Source organism: Micromonospora sp. NPDC049801 (genome assembly GCF_040656575.1).
Classification (GTDB): Bacteria; Actinomycetota; Actinomycetes; order Mycobacteriales; family Micromonosporaceae; genus Micromonospora.
Window position 1 is genome coordinate 169,636 of the sequence record NZ_JBFAMS010000010.1, and the last position, 16,108, is coordinate 185,743.

General features: G+C 66.3%; 17 protein-coding genes. 6 read left to right on the forward strand and 11 right to left on the reverse strand.

The window, feature by feature from the left end:
* Positions 1 to 1,116, reverse strand: coding sequence for a hypothetical protein (locus AB0I89_RS19585; RefSeq protein WP_357128377.1), 1,116 nt, complete (start codon positions 1,114 to 1,116; stop codon positions 1 to 3).
* 396 nt (positions 1,117 to 1,512) lie between these two features.
* Here AB0I89_RS19585 and AB0I89_RS19590 point away from each other — a divergent pair, with 396 nt between their 5' ends.
* From AB0I89_RS19590 to AB0I89_RS19600, 3 genes are all read left to right on the forward strand, one after another.
* Complete coding sequence (locus AB0I89_RS19590) at positions 1,513 to 1,635, forward strand: hypothetical protein (RefSeq protein WP_357128380.1); 123 nt, start codon at positions 1,513 to 1,515, stop codon at positions 1,633 to 1,635.
* Between the two features lie 310 nt (positions 1,636 to 1,945).
* A complete protein-coding gene (locus AB0I89_RS19595; RefSeq protein WP_357128383.1) occupies positions 1,946 to 2,257 on the forward strand; it encodes a hypothetical protein in 312 nt (103 codons plus the stop codon).
* Positions 2,254 to 3,630, forward strand: a complete 1,377-nt coding sequence (locus tag AB0I89_RS19600) for a caspase family protein (RefSeq protein ID WP_357128386.1) — start codon at positions 2,254 to 2,256, stop codon at positions 3,628 to 3,630. The genes AB0I89_RS19595 and AB0I89_RS19600 overlap by 4 nt, the downstream gene beginning before the upstream one ends.
* 522 nt (positions 3,631 to 4,152) lie before the next feature.
* Here AB0I89_RS19600 and AB0I89_RS19605 read toward each other — a convergent pair.
* Positions 4,153 to 4,788 carry a hypothetical protein gene (locus AB0I89_RS19605; RefSeq protein ID WP_357128389.1) on the reverse strand — a complete coding sequence of 212 codons (636 nt, stop codon included), beginning with the start codon at positions 4,786 to 4,788 and terminating at the stop codon, positions 4,153 to 4,155.
* Between the two features lie 175 nt (positions 4,789 to 4,963).
* A complete protein-coding gene (locus AB0I89_RS19610) occupies positions 4,964 to 5,815 on the reverse strand; it encodes a hypothetical protein (protein WP_357128392.1) in 852 nt (283 codons plus the stop codon).
* 170 nt (positions 5,816 to 5,985) lie between these two features.
* On the opposite strand from AB0I89_RS19610, the gene AB0I89_RS19615 reads away from it, so the two are divergent.
* The gene (locus AB0I89_RS19615; protein ID WP_357128395.1) at positions 5,986 to 6,387 is read left to right on the forward strand and encodes a hypothetical protein; all 402 of its coding nucleotides are present in this window, start codon (positions 5,986 to 5,988) and stop codon (positions 6,385 to 6,387) included.
* Positions 6,377 to 7,444 carry a site-specific integrase gene (locus tag AB0I89_RS19620; protein ID WP_357128398.1) on the forward strand — a complete coding sequence of 356 codons (1,068 nt, stop codon included), beginning with the start codon at positions 6,377 to 6,379 and terminating at the stop codon, positions 7,442 to 7,444. Before AB0I89_RS19615 ends, AB0I89_RS19620 begins: the two co-directional genes overlap by 11 nt.
* A 131-nt stretch (positions 7,445 to 7,575) precedes the next feature.
* Here AB0I89_RS19620 and AB0I89_RS19625 read toward each other — a convergent pair whose 3' ends face one another.
* The 3 genes from AB0I89_RS19625 to AB0I89_RS19635 form a co-directional block, all read right to left on the reverse strand.
* Positions 7,576 to 7,989, reverse strand: a complete 414-nt coding sequence (locus AB0I89_RS19625) for an Imm1 family immunity protein (RefSeq protein WP_357128401.1) — start codon at positions 7,987 to 7,989, stop codon at positions 7,576 to 7,578.
* A complete protein-coding gene (locus AB0I89_RS19630; RefSeq protein WP_357128404.1) occupies positions 7,986 to 8,342 on the reverse strand; it encodes a DddA-like double-stranded DNA deaminase toxin in 357 nt (118 codons plus the stop codon). Before AB0I89_RS19630 ends, AB0I89_RS19625 begins: the two co-directional genes overlap by 4 nt.
* A 140-nt stretch (positions 8,343 to 8,482) precedes the next feature.
* Positions 8,483 to 8,755 carry a DUF6244 family protein gene (locus AB0I89_RS19635; protein ID WP_357128407.1) on the reverse strand — a complete coding sequence of 91 codons (273 nt, stop codon included), beginning with the start codon at positions 8,753 to 8,755 and terminating at the stop codon, positions 8,483 to 8,485.
* 241 nt (positions 8,756 to 8,996) lie between these two features.
* Between AB0I89_RS19635 and AB0I89_RS19640 the strand changes: the two genes are divergently transcribed.
* Positions 8,997 to 11,768, forward strand: coding sequence for a DUF4365 domain-containing protein (locus AB0I89_RS19640; protein WP_357128410.1), 2,772 nt, complete (start codon positions 8,997 to 8,999; stop codon positions 11,766 to 11,768).
* Positions 11,769 to 12,720: 952 nt separating this feature from the next.
* Here AB0I89_RS19640 and AB0I89_RS19645 read toward each other — a convergent pair.
* The 5 genes from AB0I89_RS19645 to xdhC are packed head-to-tail and all read right to left on the reverse strand — an operon-like array spanning position 12,721 to position 16,095.
* Positions 12,721 to 12,996, reverse strand: coding sequence for a hypothetical protein (locus tag AB0I89_RS19645; RefSeq protein WP_281593055.1), 276 nt, complete (start codon positions 12,994 to 12,996; stop codon positions 12,721 to 12,723).
* 18 nt (positions 12,997 to 13,014) lie between these two features.
* Positions 13,015 to 13,341, reverse strand: a complete 327-nt coding sequence (uraH, locus tag AB0I89_RS19650) for a hydroxyisourate hydrolase (RefSeq protein ID WP_281593054.1) — start codon at positions 13,339 to 13,341, stop codon at positions 13,015 to 13,017.
* On the reverse strand, positions 13,341 to 13,850 hold the full coding sequence (gene uraD / locus AB0I89_RS19655; RefSeq protein WP_281593052.1) for a 2-oxo-4-hydroxy-4-carboxy-5-ureidoimidazoline decarboxylase: 510 nt from the start codon (positions 13,848 to 13,850) through the stop codon (positions 13,341 to 13,343). Before uraD ends, uraH begins: the two co-directional genes overlap by 1 nt.
* Positions 13,847 to 15,274, reverse strand: coding sequence for a guanine deaminase (locus AB0I89_RS19660; protein ID WP_357128414.1), 1,428 nt, complete (start codon positions 15,272 to 15,274; stop codon positions 13,847 to 13,849). The genes uraD and AB0I89_RS19660 overlap by 4 nt, the downstream gene beginning before the upstream one ends.
* Positions 15,271 to 16,095: a xanthine dehydrogenase accessory protein XdhC gene (xdhC, locus tag AB0I89_RS19665; RefSeq protein ID WP_357128417.1), complete on the reverse strand. Its 825-nt coding sequence runs from the start codon at positions 16,093 to 16,095 to the stop codon at positions 15,271 to 15,273. Before xdhC ends, AB0I89_RS19660 begins: the two co-directional genes overlap by 4 nt.
* Positions 16,096 to 16,108 lie beyond the last annotated feature (13 nt).

Genomic DNA, 16,108 nt, shown 5'->3' on the forward strand with positions numbered 1-16,108 from the left:
TCAGCTCGCGCCGCTGGACCGCTCCCTGCTCTTCTCGTCCTGCCAGCCGCCGGGGTGGAGATGATAGCCGTATGCGGCGGCCCGCACTGTATTCTCGTTTTCCAGCCCTGAGCCGATCGCGCCGCCCACAGTGGCAAGTGAGCTGGTGATCCAGGCGAGCGTCAGATAGTCACTGGCGTGCACCGGCCGCTGCAGAACCTGTTCGAACACGGACGTGTCGATCAGCAGCGCCCCGACGAGCACCGTTCCCACGAACAGCACCACGTAGGACACCGCTGTGGCCAGACTGAGGGTGAGGATCGTACCCAGGTTGAACAGCCGTGCCAGCTCGGCCGGTGTCTCGCGGCTCGGCTTCTCCCACAGGTCGTGCGCAACGATCAACCAGGCCACCAACCCGCCTAACCCGAGCACCATGATCACGGCGAGCCGGAGTCCGCCGAGGGCATCGCCCATCTGCCAGATGGTGTCCGTGGTGAGCGCGAACGCCGCCGTGCCGAATGCGCCGACCAACAGCTTGGACAGGCCAAGCAGGGCCCGTCCAGGACGGTTGGCGCGAACCATGCCGGTCAACAGTCGCGCCCGGCCGATCAGCCCCGAGGCGACGTAGCGCCGCTCACCGGCGTCGGCCCCGTCGATCATTCGACGGACAGCGGGAAGGCGCCGCGTCGTCTCGGCCGCCGGCACCCGGTGATCGGCGGCGTCTGCCAGCAGTTGGCCCACCAAATCCGGGACGGCTGCTCGGACCGAGCGCATCTGGCGTAGTCCCAGCGCGGGCAGAGAAATCATCCCGACGTAGCGCCGACCAGAGGTCTGAGCGACCAGAGGCGCCCGCCCAGCATGCAGCGGCAGGTCGGTCAGGCAGATGGCGACGTCCCACCGATCGTCCGTGCGCCGCCGGGCAAGATCGTCGAGCAGCGCCTCCGCGCCGCCATCGCGGCGGGGCGCCACCTCCCCCCAGCCTTCCCGGACGGTCCACCGCACGTCCGGGCTCACCCGCTCGCTAAGCACCCGGGCAAGCTCCGCCGTGACTCTGCCCGCCACTCGGGCCGGGTGGTCCGGTGGGGTTGCTACCAGTCCCACGACAATCTCCGGGCGATGTCGCTCGCTCTGGGTCACCGCTGCTCCTTACCGGTAGCCGGGCAGGCCGTGAACGAGGATGCCCGGCCAATCCAGACACGGCAATGCGACGCCTGCGTGAAACTGGACGGCCGTCCGCCCACGCAGCCTAAAAGACCGCCCCGAGGGGTGCAGCGGATTCGCTGGGCTTAAGGTCTTTCGACGGCAGTGGACGCCAGCCAGGTCGTCACGCCACACACCGGTCTGCTGGCCGGTGACCATGTCGGACCGACCGGTCCACATCACCCACCACTCCCGGCCATCCTCGACGCAGAGCACAACGAGCTGTACGGCTCGATGATCATGAAAGCGGCCGGAAAGGGAGCCCTACCGTCGATATAGCCCTCGAATGGCTCGCCAAATCGAACTGCGACCACCTCATCGCAATGTCCAACGGTGCGATCCGAAAGAGACCTCGTCAACTTGGTGAACGGCGACCTCGTCAAGCAGCTCTACGGTCCGAGCTGCCTCGTCGTACCCGTCCCGATCGTCGGCACGCCAATGATCGTCCCCGTCTGAGCGATTCTCCGTCGCAGCGCTGTGAACAGCGGACGGCCACCGGTCATCACGGCGGGCCGACGACAGGAAGCGCGTCTGCGGTGGGATGCCGCGTATCCTGCATCGAGTATTGGCTCCGACAGCGTGCTCCAGGAACACGTAGCCCGAGCTGCGTGTGGGGCCAGACCTTTCGCCGGTGAGTAGAGGGCGTATGCGCCGCAGGCCACGGGACCGCGGTCGTCCGGCCCCGACACGCCGGCGGGATTGGTATTTAATGAATCAGATTCGGATGTCTGTGCGAGTGGGCTGCTCGGAGTTGGACGCAGATGGTGTGAAGGGCCTGACCGCTGGGCTTCGACGAGAGGTTCTCACCACGGACGTAGCCGGCGCCGAGTGGGCTGCGGCTGGGGATGCACCGGCCGGGGCTAAGTCTGGGATCGCGGTCGCGGCTGGTGCGTTGGCGGTGACGCTGGCGCCGATAGTGGTCGAGAGTCTGATGGGCGTCATCGCGTCGTGGCTGAGCCGGCAGCCGGCCGACGTCGAGATTGAGATCGACGGCCGTCGGTTCAAGGGGCGTGTGTCGAAGGCGCAGCGCGACGAACTCGTCGCCGCTTACCTGAACCGGATGAACAGCGGGTCATGACAGAGGTGACCCGCCAGCGTAGGGCGCTGTTGATCGGTTGCGGGACGTTCACCGACTCGTCGCTGGCACAGCTCAGATCGCCTCGTCGCGACGTCGAGGACATGAGCCGCATGCTGTACGAGGCGGGGTACGCGCAGGTGTTTGCTGACGTTGACTGCACCACCCGTGCGGCGCAGCGTGCCGTCGAAGCATTCCTGCTTGAAGCCCGGGTTGATGATGCCCTGAACTTGATCTACTTCTCCACGCACGGGCTTCAGGACAGGCAGGGTAAGTTGTACTTCGCGTTCACTGACACTGAGAAGCGATACCTGAGTGCTACTGCGGTGGGCGCCGAGTGGGTGCGCGACCGAGTCTATGACAGCCGCTCAAAGTCCACGCTCATCCCTGTTGACTGTTGCTTCAGCGGGAGTTTCATCACGGGCATGCAGGCCCGGTCCAGCGGCGAACCCGACGTTGACGTGCTTGTCCGAGGCTTACCTCAGGGCAGCGGGGTCGCGGTACTTACCGCGTCGGGTGAGCATGAGGCTAGTTTCGAAGACGTCGAATCACCCACGGCGCGCACCTCCTACTTCACAGAAGCCGTTGTAGCTGGCGTCGCCACCGGCGCCGCGGACCTGAACCGCGACGGTCGGATCACTGTCGATGAACTGTACGAGTACGTCTACCACCACGTCGTGAACGGGCCGTCGCCCCAACGCCCACGCAAGCTTGGAATGGGCGAGGGGACGATGGTGGTTGCTGAGCCGCTGGGACAGCCGGTGCGAATACCCGCCCAGGTATCACCCCCGACGGGCAGAGCCGCCGCGCCTGTCCTTCGAGCGCGAGGTGTCCTCGGCTATGCGGCGTTTGATGGCCAGTCCGTCGTCATCGGCAAGGATGGCTTCGGGCCCGTCATGAAGGGCGAGCGCCGCCTACACGTCAGCGATGTCGCCGGGGTCTCGTTCAAGCCGGCAACCTCCCTGCACTATGGCTACCTTCAGGTGATCCAGAAAGGCGTCCAGCCAGCACCGATCAGCCGATTCGGACCTGGCGCGGGACGGCCTCCCATGGAGGACGGTGCCTCAGTCTCCTTTGCCAGATCCGTCAACGCCGAGATGCAGCAGATGCGAGATGCCATCGAAACAGCCATCGGTATCCCGCCACGCGCCCTTCGCGCATCAACAGCCAAGAACAGCGCTTGGGCAACAATCGGACGCGGCCTACTGTGGGCCCTCGGGATCCTCGCCGGGCTTCTCGAAGCCATCGTGATAGCCGCGACCGTAACCGACAGCTGGGACGACCACAGTGTCGGAACCGCCGTCACGGCGAATCTGCTTTCTGGTGGCGCGGTCCTGGCGAGCGGTAGAGTTCTCTACATCAACCGTCGCAAGTAAAAATCTAAGCCATGACCGCCAAATCTATCTCGGTTCCGCCAATGGGGGTGAGCACATCGGCGAGGACTTCCCGGGTCGAAGATGCGACGCGGTACAGCCGCGTGTCGTCCGGCGCCCGCAGCTCGGCGTGCAGCCGCCCATTTCGGTCGGGGAACCGCGAGTATATCTCGTTGATGATGCGCCGCCCCTGCGCGGCCTGCGGCCGGGTGCACTCCAAGAATCAATTCACCGGCGGTTCCGCCGGGCTGATTTCACGCTATCGAGTCATACGCGGCTCGTTGAACACCCTGTCCATTATGGCCGCGACGCTAGTGACCATTGCTCTGCCGACCAAGCGAAATTGACGGTGCGTCGCCGGCGGGGACGATGTTACCCATCTAGACGCGGCTCGCCTGACCCATAAGAGCTCAGGACCTGAACGTCAATATTGGGCAGCATCCTTCGCGTCTCGATGCTCACGATGAGGGGCACGGGCGAATCGGGCATAGGCACAAGGGGGAGGGGAGATGTGCAACGGGTACGTCACCCTCGCTTCCAGGCGCTCCACGAGACAGCCCATTCCGGTCCTGGCCGGGCTGCGGGCAGTTGTTCTCGCCCCGGCAGCACTGCTTCGACTGCTTCGACGGCAGCCTGCTGTTCGGCTTCGCGGTCGCCGAGTGACTCGCGTACCACCATCAGCAGGTCGTCGTGTACGAACGTCCGACACGGCTGGCCTAGCTGCTGCTTGATCATTAATTGAATGGCTTTGCGCAGTCCGGAAAGTTGGTCGCCAGGCACCCTTTGCACCTCGGCATACCCGTGCTGCCGCAACAGGTCTACGACCAATTGCGCCACGACCGGCACCCGTTCATCGACCGCAGGAGGCGGGAACAGACGGTCCATCAACGCCAGACATCGTCGACACGTTGGCGCAAACGCCGGCTTCCGGTACCGGCCGACGGGTCCATCATCACCGCCGGCCATCACCAACCAGGCCCGACCACACATCGTCGTCTGCTCCCAGCCCGGTTCCTCAAGCGCAGCGAGGTCGTATCGTCGCTCGACCAGGTCCCGGTCGCTGTCCGCCTGATAAAAGTGCGCGTCGGACAGGGCGCCGCGGCCTGCTTCAGCCGGGTTGTTGCGGCGTACGAGGTGAACGGCCTTGCCTCCACTGACCACGGCGAGGAGAAGCTGCGACGTCCCGGCCGTGATGACGTTCGGTCCGTCTAGCCCTTCAGGGATGACAGCGACCCCTGACGTCAGAAGGTGTATCGGACCGACGTACCGGTAACCGAGGCATCCTGCCAAACAGCAGCAGGCCCCTGGAGGGGCTGTCGACGCTGATGCGGTCGCGCTACGGTCGTCTGTCGGGATCGAGGGCGTGGATGAGATGTCCGATCCTTTGCTGGTCGGGTGCCGGCCAGTACAGGTATCGCGGACCGAGGAAGCAATGGAAAGCCCCGCAGGCGAACAGCTCCTCGAACAGGTCAGCGGGCGTCGCGATGAGCAGACCAAACGGCCGCAACGCGTTCGTGGCTTTGAGGATCCCGACGTCGCGCGTCAAGAACACGTTCGCACCGACCTGGAGCGCGTCGTGCACCAGCTGGCGGTCGTTCCCGGCTGGAACAGCCGTCAAGGCTCGCGTCATCTCTCGCTCGGGCAGGATCAGCAGCCCTTCGCGGGAGGGGCGCTCCTCCGGTTCCCCCCATCCCAGAAGACGTAGCGCGGCGGTGAACTCCTCGAAGGCAAGCAGCCGGTGCACACGACGCTCCTGGGACAGGGTCTTCTTCGCATCGTCGACGGACGCCGCGAGCATGATGAAGCGGATGTCTCGAACCGCCCACAGGGCAAGAATAAGTTGCAGCGATTCCAGGTCTGTCGCGTAATCCTCGCCGGACACAAGACCAACGACGCTGTCGCCCGTCCAGAGCCGATGCCCATACGTGAAGTAATCGATCAACAGATTCGTGTCCCAGGCGACATGCAGGGGACCTCGCCCTCGTCGTCCCGCGAAGAGCCGCACATTCTCCTCGTACACGAAGTGCGGTCCCTCAGGAGGAGCAAACAGCGCGGCTCGCTCCAGCATCCGCGTCACCTCGTCCGCGCCGAAGGAGACCCGGAGCCGTCGGGCCATCTCGTTAGCCAGGTGGAAGCCCCACCTTTCGTCGTCGCGGTACGCGGCAGTGGCATCGACGTAGAGCAACACCAACTCATCGTCGCAGGCGCCAATCGCCGATCCAAGCCCCTGCGTGCAGGCCGTAGGTGTGTCGGCAGTCGCGACGTTGTGTCGTCATGACACGACCTACCCACGCCCTTGAGCAACTCGTTCGTCCGCTCATCCCTGCTACCTCGCCCGCGCGGCCGAGCCCACGCCCGATGCCGCTGCCAGCGCTACCCGCCCGCGTTTGCCCGCCGGCAATCATCGACGCCTCGGGGCTGCTGCTGTGGATGGCTCTCCCCACTCGCTGTGGCCGGGTGACTGCGCAGCACCTCCTGCACTCGATCGGCTGGTCGCCGGGACATCACCTCGACATCCAGCTGCGCCTAGGCATGGTCGTCATCACCTCCGCGCAGGACGACCGGTACCAGGTGGGCAGCCGAGGCGAACTGCCCCTGCCGGCGAGCGCCCGACACTTGTGCCGGATCGAGCCCGGCCAGCCTGTGCTCCTGGCCGCCTTCATCACGCATGACTTGCTCGTCGTTCATCCCGTCGGCACCGTCGCCCGCCTCCTCACCGACCTGCACCGCCAGTTGGCAGGAGGCGACAGTGACCGCTGACCCGTCTGCTGTCGCCGCCGCATACCAGGTCTTGGCTCACCTGGGCGTCACCGTGGCCGACCTCCAAGCCCACCCTTGCGCTCGGGCCGCCCTACCCACGGTTGCGGAGTACCTGCCGCGCGTTCTTGCTGCAGCCGGGCCTGGAGCGCGCCGCACGTACGGCACCTACTGGGAGCGAATGGCCGCCGCCTGGCCCGACCGACCGTTGGACAGCATTGCCGCCAGCGATATCGAGGCCTTGAAACAACGGATGATGGCCAGCGCGGTGTCGCGGCGCAACAGCCGCAGCGGCCGGCATGCTGGCGAGCATGTCGTCGCCGCCGCGCGCGCTTTCTACACCCGGGCCATCGCCGACGGTCTGATCGACGCCTCCGCCAGCCCCGCCCACCGGGTCGCGAAACCCCGCCGCCTGCCCAGCACGCGCCGCGCCTTGACCCCACACGAGCTGGATGAAATCAATATCGAGGCTCGTACCAGCGGCAACGATGTCATCCTCGATGCACTGCTCCTGCGCCTGCACACCGAAACCGCCTGCCGCCGCGGCGGAGCCCTCGCGTTGCGCCTGGTCGACCTGGACACCAACGGACTCGTCCGCCTCAGCGAGAAAGGCGCCACCATCCGGTGGCAACCGATCACCCTCGACCTCGCCGAGCACCTGCACGAGCACGCCCGCGCCCGCGGCGCGGTCCTGCTCGCCGACCCACTGCTGCGCAACCGTGCGGGCCAACCGATTACGAGCCGCCGCTACGACCACCTGTGGAAACGCCTCGGTGAGCGCCTGCCGTGGGTCGCTGTGCACGGCGTATCCACCCACTGGCTGCGCCACACCACGCTCACCTGGGTGGAACGGCACTTCGGCTACGGCATCGCCCGCGCCTACGCCGGTCACACCGACAGCCCCGGATCTTCCACCACCACCTACATCAAGGCTGATCTGCACGACGTGGCCAGCGCGCTGTCAGCCATGACCGGCCAGCCCCATCCGCTGGCCCGTCTGACGGATCACGTCGACGGGTGGTCGCAGGCGAGCGGCGCCGTCTCACCCGCGACCGAGTAAGGGATGGGGGCCGCGTGCGGTGCTCCCGGGACGTCGGCAGCTCCGGGGTGCACCGCACGCGGCACGGCCCCGCGACTGACGCCCTACCGTGGTCGCGGCATCTGCCCTGTGAGCCGTGGCCACGCTCGAAGCTATTCGGCGGTTTCCCAGGCCAGCGCGGCGGTTCGTTGCCCGCCGCTGGTGAGGAACTGTCGTGCCGCTTGCCGGGCGGTCGCGTTGGTGACGCGGGTGCGTTCAGGCCAGGCGTCGGTGGGCGTGCCGGCGTAGTCGAAGGTGAACGCGGGCCCGGGTTCGAGGTCTGGCTGGTATCCCCAAGCGCTGCTGCCGTCGGCAGCGACGTGATAGACGAACGACCGATCGGGGTGCCCGACGCAGATGTCGAGCATGACGGGAAACTCGCCGCCGCCGGGAGCGACGAGGGTGACGCAGTAGGGCAGCTGTGCGCTGTGGGCGCGACTGATCGTGTCCAGTGTGACGTCGAGTTCGGCGACGGTGCTGACCGACGCGGCGCCGTCGCCGCGCCCCCAGGTGATGTCGATGCTCATCGCCGGATCCCTTCTCCTGTTCCGACGTACAGCTTATGAAGCCACGTGCGGTCGCCGTCGGTGAGGAACACCGTCAGGCGTGTTCCGTGCGGCAGGATCGTGGCGAGGATCTTCTCGCAGACCAGAGGTCTGACCGGATCGTCGCACGGGGTGTGATTGAGCACGAGCGTGGCCTCTGACGGGCTGCCCGGACGGCGCAGCACGGCCGCGGCCTGCGCCTCGGCGTGGTCCATCACGATGGCCTGAGCCAACGGCGGCTTGAGTCCCACCCCGGCGGCGGGAAGCCTGCCCATCCGGATCTGCCGGCTGCGCAGCCGACCGTCTGGCTCCGCGGAGAAGTCAGGATCGCTCATGATCGCCCCGTCGGCGAGCAGGAAGGCCTCGGTCTTGTCCTGTGGTTCGCTGCGACGGGCCAGACTCGCGGCCGCCCGAAGGACCGCCTGCGGCGGGTCAGCAGGTGCGGGTGGTCGACGGATCCCGCCGCCACCCGCAGTCAGTTTCCCAGGCCGCCCAGCCCACGCACCCGCGTGAGGATCTCCTCAACCTTGCCCGCTGACTCACCAACCGTTATGCCCGCTCCATCGAGCTGTTGTGAGCTGCGGTCCACCATGCCGGCAGCGCTCTGATCAGCGGCGCCCTGCAACCCGGCTTGGATCAACGCCCGCGCTTGGTGAAGCTCGGAGCCGGCAGCTCGTATCAGTTCCCGAGCCCGGTCAAGATGCGCCTTGGCCTGAAGAAGCCGTCTGATCAACTCTGCCGCACTCACCCAATCACTGTCCCAGAACATCGAGACCCGTAGGTGCATGTGCTAGACCAGGAAAGTTCTGACTCCGGTCTGACCGGCGACGAGACGGAACACAACATCACCCTCGAGGTCGACTTAGTCGGTGCCAGGTGCCAGGTGCCAGGTGCCAGGTGCCCGGCGCCGACCGCTTGCGCCGAGCCTGATGACCAGATCGCACTCGCGCCTCTGCGTTCTGTGCCAGCGCTCGGGGTTGAATAGCAGCATGCGGGCATCGATTCAGGAGCAGAAGGGCGGCATCGGCGCGAACGAAGTCGCAGCCAACTTCGAGCGCATCGGCTGGGGCGTGGCAGAGAACTCGAAGCATGACCTAGGCACGGACTTGTTCCTGATGGCGCGGGACCACCGGCTCGTCGATCTCGGCATGGTAGTTGGCGCCCAAGTCAAAGGCGGCCCGACCTTCTTCGAAGAGGAGGTCCGCGGCGAGAATGGCAATGTCACCGGCTGGTGGTTCCGTGAGTCGCGGCGCGACCACTTCGACGCCTGGCTCACCCATCAGCTGCCCCACCTCATTGTCCTTCACAATATTGAGACGCGTGCCTCCTACTGGGCCCATATCACGAACGAATCCGTCACCTACACCGATAAGGGCGCGAAGGTATTCGTTCCGGCTGCCAACACCGTCGACGCGGCAAACGCTGACAAGCTGCTCGAGGTCGCAGCCAGCAACGCGTCCGGCGTGAACTGGGAGGGGTCAGCCTGGGCCGGTGCCGAACTGTCACCGAACCATCAGCTGCGTCATGCCTTGCTCGTGCCCCGGCTCATCGCACCGCATCCGAATCGTGGCGTCACGCTCCCACCGACCGCCGTGCAGGTGGTCGCCATGTTCGTTCAGGTCAGGCTCTGGGACGTCTCCAGGCTGCGTGACGAACATGCGTCCCTGCCGGACCTTGACGCCCTGGGCTCGGATGCCGGATGGGATTGGAAGCTCGCGGCCGGCATGTCGAACTTCATCAAGTCAGGAGATCCCGACGTCCTCAAAGCGCTCGTGGACACCACCCGGCCGCCGCATGAGCAGGCCGCAGCGACAGTGGCATACGCAGCGGCGCTGCTTGAGGACGGGCGCGCGGAAGACGCCCTCGACGCGCTCGACGTCCTCATTGGTCGCGATGAGTTGGACGTGGTTGACCAAGCTTGGGTTCAGCTCCAACACGTCAGGGCCCTTGGCGAACTTGGCCGTCGCCAGGAGGCCCGCGACGAAGCTCTGGGTCTTGTCAGGGTCGCGCGACGGGCACCGGGAGACGTCACCGCAGCAGCGATTGGCGGCGCCGCTGCCGAGACCGTGTTTACTGTCTCCGACTGGAACGCCAACGACCTCCAGGCCACCATCACAGCCTCGGACACCACTGCCTCGTGGTGGCGTCAGCAGGTCAGCAGTTGGGGACTGTCAGAACAGGCCGAGCAGCTTTTCCGAGCGTGGGGCCGCGACAATGCCGTCACTTTGGGCGGGGGAGACGAAGCTTGGCGGTACTTGCGATCGGCATCCCTGCTCGCAGGCCTGTTGGGTCAGCACAGCGCCTGGTGTCACACGACCAGGAAACTGGCCATTCATATGTTGACCCACCGTAACCACGGCATGGACGCAGATGTCGTGGCGGGGGCGCTGACCACTCTGCGTCGGTGCGGCGAGCATAAGGGGCTCCGGCTTGCAGCCCGACGCGTCGTCATCGATGGTCCTGCGACGGCTGCCCGGGCTGCTGCCCTTGAAGTCAAACCGGGAAGATCTACGCACACTTCGGCGCAGGCGGACATCCGTCTGCTGATCGAGGCTGGGGACCTGCTACCGCGGGATCGGGCAGAAGAGTTGGCCGGGTGGGCTCAACGCACCTTCCTTGACTCTGACGGGTACGTGAACCGCACCCGTCCCACCTTTGTCCTTCGTCCCATGTTGGTCGACCTGATGACCTCCCTTATTCATGCCATCGGCGATACCGTCCGAAACGATATGGTCGATTTCGTCCTTAATCTTCCAGTCCAGTTCGACCAGAGCATCGCCAACCGCCTGGCGTCGTTGGTCGGACGCCTCCCCGCGACGGTGTGGACGCCGGAGCGTGCACAGCGCGCAGTCGACCGAGCAGGAGGCGACAATTGGGAGCTTACCTACCCACTTTTAGGAGCGGCCGCGTTACACGTGCCTGAGGTTCGCGATCGTCTGAAGACAGAGGCGCACGAAGGATCGCTGGAGGCGCTCGCCGCGCTGGGAGACGTCCGAGAGCTTGATGCTGAGCTTGTAAGGTCGCTGGTCGAAAGCACTAGCAGCAGCCTCGAAACCCGAATCAAGGACGCCGCGCAGGGCCGGTTATCCGGCGGCGGCCCTGACCTCGGCCGAACCATCACGCTTCTAAACCTGTGGCACCCCGAATGCGCCAACTGGGACATCATTTATCGCCTACTGGCCTCAGTCCGCTGGGGAAAATACCTCGCTGGCACCCTCGACCTATTGGCGAACAAGGCCACTGACTTGGCCCCGGAAGTCGCGGCCGAACTCGCCTTGCTAGCCAAAGCCATTGCAGACAGCCCGGACCAACGTCCTAGCCTAATCCCAGGCCCCGACCCTCGCCCTTTCGCACGACGACTCCAGGCCACGCTTCAACATGGCACGGGAGAGCCCTCGGTCGGACACCTCTCCAGGTTGGCCCGCGGCAACGTCGACGATCGTAGCGCCGCTGCACTGCTTGCACACGGCACCTGTGACGAGCTGAGCATGGGCGTTCTCATCACCCTGTCGGGCGATGCGGAGCCGCGAGTGCGGGCAACCGCAGGGCGCGTGATTGCCGAGAGAGCTGCCGCAGGAGACGCAGTTGCGCGGACACAACTTCCGTCCCTCATCGAGGACTGTGGAGTGCTGGTCGCACAGGCTGTGGCGGCCGCCGCGGCCAAACATCCGCAGCTGGCAGGCTTCGAAGAACTCCGGCCGCTCCGAACCCACATCTCAGCTCAGGTGCGTGTCGCCTTCGCTGGCATCACCGACGCCTAGGCCGCAGCATGTTTTTGCGGCGTGACGTTGCTCAATTTCTCTCCCTATTGAGCAACGCGGCCTGCAAGCGAGCCGCAGCGGCCCCGCTTCGGCCTGCTGGTGATCCGGCCGGCGTTGGCCGGGCCGGCCGGACACGATGACGGAAGGATCCTGCTGATTGGACTACAATTCACCAAGCCCGTCGTGCGGTTCGACTCCTTGCGGAGAGTTCACAGCACTGTCAAGGGCCGCCCTATGAAGGAGTTGGGCGGGATGCTTGTTTCAGTCCCGTGAGCTGGTAAGTTGAATGCATGAACACCCACGCTAAGCGTGGATGCTCTAAATATGTGTTCAGCTCCCCCCTCGGACACGAACCGAATCCCAACGGTGCGTGGCAAGATCGACATTTGCCCGCACCGTTTGTGATTCCGGGTCGTAGGTCAGGTGCAACCCGAGGCTGCGGTAGACCTCCAGCTTGTGTTCCGGCTCGGCGTCCCGCAGGGCGTCCACGAGGTCTCCGAGCTCCTCGACAATGGCGATGATCTGATCCTCGTTGAGGCGAGCGGGTATGCGGGGTTCTTCTTCGGCTGGCGCTTGGTGGCGTTGCTCGGCGCGTTGCCGTTCTGCCTGGGTTTCTCGCCGCGCTCGCCAAGACCAGCCAAGATCCCGATCACTGCCACTGGATCCCGATCGCACTATTTGCGGCCGCCAACCAGGACCACAACGCCGGCGCCTGGGTTGCCTCTGCCGACATGGCCACCATCGCTGGTCTCGCCCATCTCGCCTACGCGCCACGACCCGAAGCCCTCGAGGAGCACAGCTACCTCATCGAGGCGGCAAGACCCGCTGTTCGCGGGCGTACAGCTTCACGAGGTCGTGCGGGTGCCGTCCGCTGCGTCACGCCGAGCAACGTGCTACTTGGTGCCACCCACAGGCACTTGTTGGGCGGCCGCCGCAGGCGCTGCCAGATCGCTCAGGGTGACTGCTCGGTCTCCGGCTGACGGTCGGTGTCGCCGCGAGGACGCTCGTCGCCCGCGACGAGGTAGCGACTTGCGCCGTCGCTTAGGAGCACGCCGAGCATCCACGACAGACCCGCGACGAACGCGAGATCAAAGGTCGCAACTCGTGTGAAGTGGCCGAGGGCCCAGCTGATCGCAGCAATTATTCCTGCTGGCCATGTCAGCCAGAACGATCGCACCGGAGTAGTCGTGAAGCCCACGGAACCTCCTGAGTTGTAGGTGTCGTTCATGACGACCATCCGCGCCCATCAGCTCCCCCGGTAGGTCGAGTAGCCGAACGGCCCGAGCAGCAGTGGTACGTGATGGTGCGCCCCTTTGTTGACGACCTGGAAGGTGACCACGATCTCGGGGTAGAAGGTATGGACGCCGCGATCGACGAAGTACCGCCCAGTGTCGAACCGGAGTCGGTGTACGCCCGCTTGGGGTGCGTACAGCTCGCGGACGCGCCCGTCGGCGTCGGTACAAGCCCGGGCGAGGTGCTGCCACGCGTCGCCATGACAGCGCTCGACGACGACCGCGAGTTCCGGCGCGGGGAGGCCGGTGGTGATGTCCAATACGTGAGTCGAGAGACTCATCAGCCCTCCGATCGCAGGAGTTTGCCCAGCCGGAGGCGGTTGATCGCGGCCAGGTCTGTGAGCGCTACCCGGCGCTCGGTCGCCGGGTCGTTCGCTAACCGGGAGCGGCAGATGGCGAGCAGCTCCGCCGCTGATCGTCCGTTCGCGTAAACCAGGTACAGGTGCCCGAAGCGCTCTTCGTAGGCCGCGTTGGCCTGGCCGAGACTCGTCAGCAGCTCCTCGTCCGCGGTGCCGACTCCTGCCTGCTCTCGCCGCGACCACTGTCCACCGCTGCCGCTCGTTGGCTTGCCGATCTGTGGGTGACCGGCCAACGCCTCGGCAAAGCCGGCCTCGTCGAGCATGGCGGTGCCGGCGTCGGAGGCCGCACAGAGCTCGTCCTCATTGGCGTAGGGCCGCCCGACGATGACCTCGGTCACCCATGCCTCTGCCGAGCAGCACCGGCGTAGGGCCGACCGGAGGCGCTCGTCTTCGGGCGCGGTGTTTAACCGATCCAGACTCCAGGTCGTCATCGGCTCACGCCACCGTCGGTGCCGGCTCGACTGCGATGACGCGTCCGCTCGTCGCTGTCGGTGCGCTGGGCTGCCTTGTTCGCCGCAAAAATGGTCAGGTTGCCGACGGGGCGAGGGCGTAGGGTGCGAGCGTCGATGGCTTTGGCCCTGACCGGTGCTCCGTCTATCCACACCTGCCCCAGGTCGTCCGCCGTGGCCAGCGCAAATACCTTCGCAAGTGCATCCTCTGGTCCGTTCGAGTGGCGTATGCCAATCTCCAGGACCGTGCCCGGACGGGGTCGTATCCAGATCGCGTCGAACCGCCTGCCGGCGCTCAGGTCGCCGATTTGGTCCCGCAGGCCCAGGGCCTGTGCCCCCGCCGCCGTGGCCATGTGCAACAGATGGGCAGCAGTGAGTGGCACGCCGTCCGCGCCGCGCAAACGTTGCAGGAGGTACGTCTGCAGCCCTTCTTTGAGAAGCGAGAAGCCGGTGCCCGCACCCACGTCGCAGCCGAGTGCCACAAGGACGCCGTGGGCGAGGTGGCGGTTGAGGGGGAACATGCCGCTGCCCAGCGCCGCGTTGCTCGTCGGGCAGTGCGCCACGCTGGCCTGGGCCTCGGCCAGCCGGGTCAGCTCGGTGTCAGTCGAATGCACGTTGTGTGCGAAGACGCTCTGTCGGCCGACCAGTCCGTGCCGGTCGTAGCAGTCCAGGTAGTTGGTGGTGCCGGACAGTCGCCGGACCGTGGCGACCTCGTCGAGGTTCTCGTTCAGGTGCGACGTGAACCAGCTGCCCACCACATCCCGGTGCAACTCCCCGCATGACGCGAGCAGTTCGTCGCTGCACGACAACGCGAACCGGGGGGTCACCGCGTACCGACTGCGTCCGACGCCGTGCCAGCGCCGTGCCAGCTCGCGGCCTTCGTCGTAACTGCGCTCTGCGGACGTGTGCAGCTCCGGCCGCAGCATCCGGTCACCGACGACCAGGCCGCTGGTGATCCGTAGGCCGTGCCCCGCGGCCGCCTGGAACAGTGCGTCCACCGCCGGCGCGAAGTGCGAGCCGAAAACCAGAGCGGTGGTCGTGCCTGCCGAGGTGAGGGCCGAGACGAACTCGCCGGCTAGCACGCGCGCGTAGTCGATCTCGGCGATCCGTGCCTCCTCGGGCAGCGCGCAGCGTTCCAACCATTCCAGCAACGGCATCCCGAGCGCACCGATGACGCGGACCTGCGGGAAGTGCACATGGGCGTCCACCAGGCCGGGTAGCAGGACTCCATCGGAGAGCTCGACCAGCTGTGCCTCCGGGTGTCGGGAGCGCAGCGTGGCAAAGGCATCCCGCTCGACGATCCGCCCGTCCTCGACGAGCAGCCCCGCATCGCCGTCACAGCGGAGCGCGCCGCCGCGGAACGGGTCGTCGGGAGTGTCGACGACCTGAGCGCGGTAGAGGGTCATGGCCGGGCCGCCGAGGGAGCGCGGTCGTCGGCCATCGCCTGGTGATGTTCCATCCTGCCCAGGAGATCGGCGGCGACGCTGACGGCGATCGTCGCGGGCTCCTTGCCGTGGATGTCGGCGAGCCCGATGGGCGTGGTGATGCGGGCGATGGCCGTGGCGTCGTGGCCCTGTGCGGCGAGTTCGGTGCGGAACCGGGCCCACTTGCCCGCCGAACCGATGAGGCCGATGGTGCCGAATTCACCGCCGCGCAGCATCGCGTCGCAGAGGGAGAGGTCCTCCGCATGGTCGTGCGTCATGATCAACGCGTAGGTGCCTGTGGGCAGCTCGCCGAGCACGGTCTCCGGCAGCACTGCCACCCGGTGGACGTGCACCCGGGCCACCGCATCGGAGAAGACCGCCAACCGGTCCTCGGTGAGCTGCTCCGGGCGGGTGTCGATGAGATGTAGGTCGATATCATGCCGAGCCAGGACACGAGCCAGCTCCAGGCCCACGTGCCCTACGCCGAAGACAGCCACCACCGGCGCCACGGGTAGCGATTCGAGCAACACCGTGACGGTCCCTCCGCAGCACTGCACCCCGTGCTCGTAGGGCGCTTTGTCGGACAGCGCGAGCGTGAACAGCTCGGGCGTCGGGCCGCCTGCGGCCAGCAGCGTACGGGCCCGGTCGATCGCGACCGCTTCCAGCTTGCCGCCGCCGATCGAGCCCCACGTCTGCGTTTCGCTCACCACGAGCTTCGCGCCGGCCGCGCGAGGGGCATGGCCGCGGACCGTCACGAGCGTGACGAGTACACCGGGCTCACGGACGCTGCGCAGGTGCGCCACCGCTGCCAGCCAG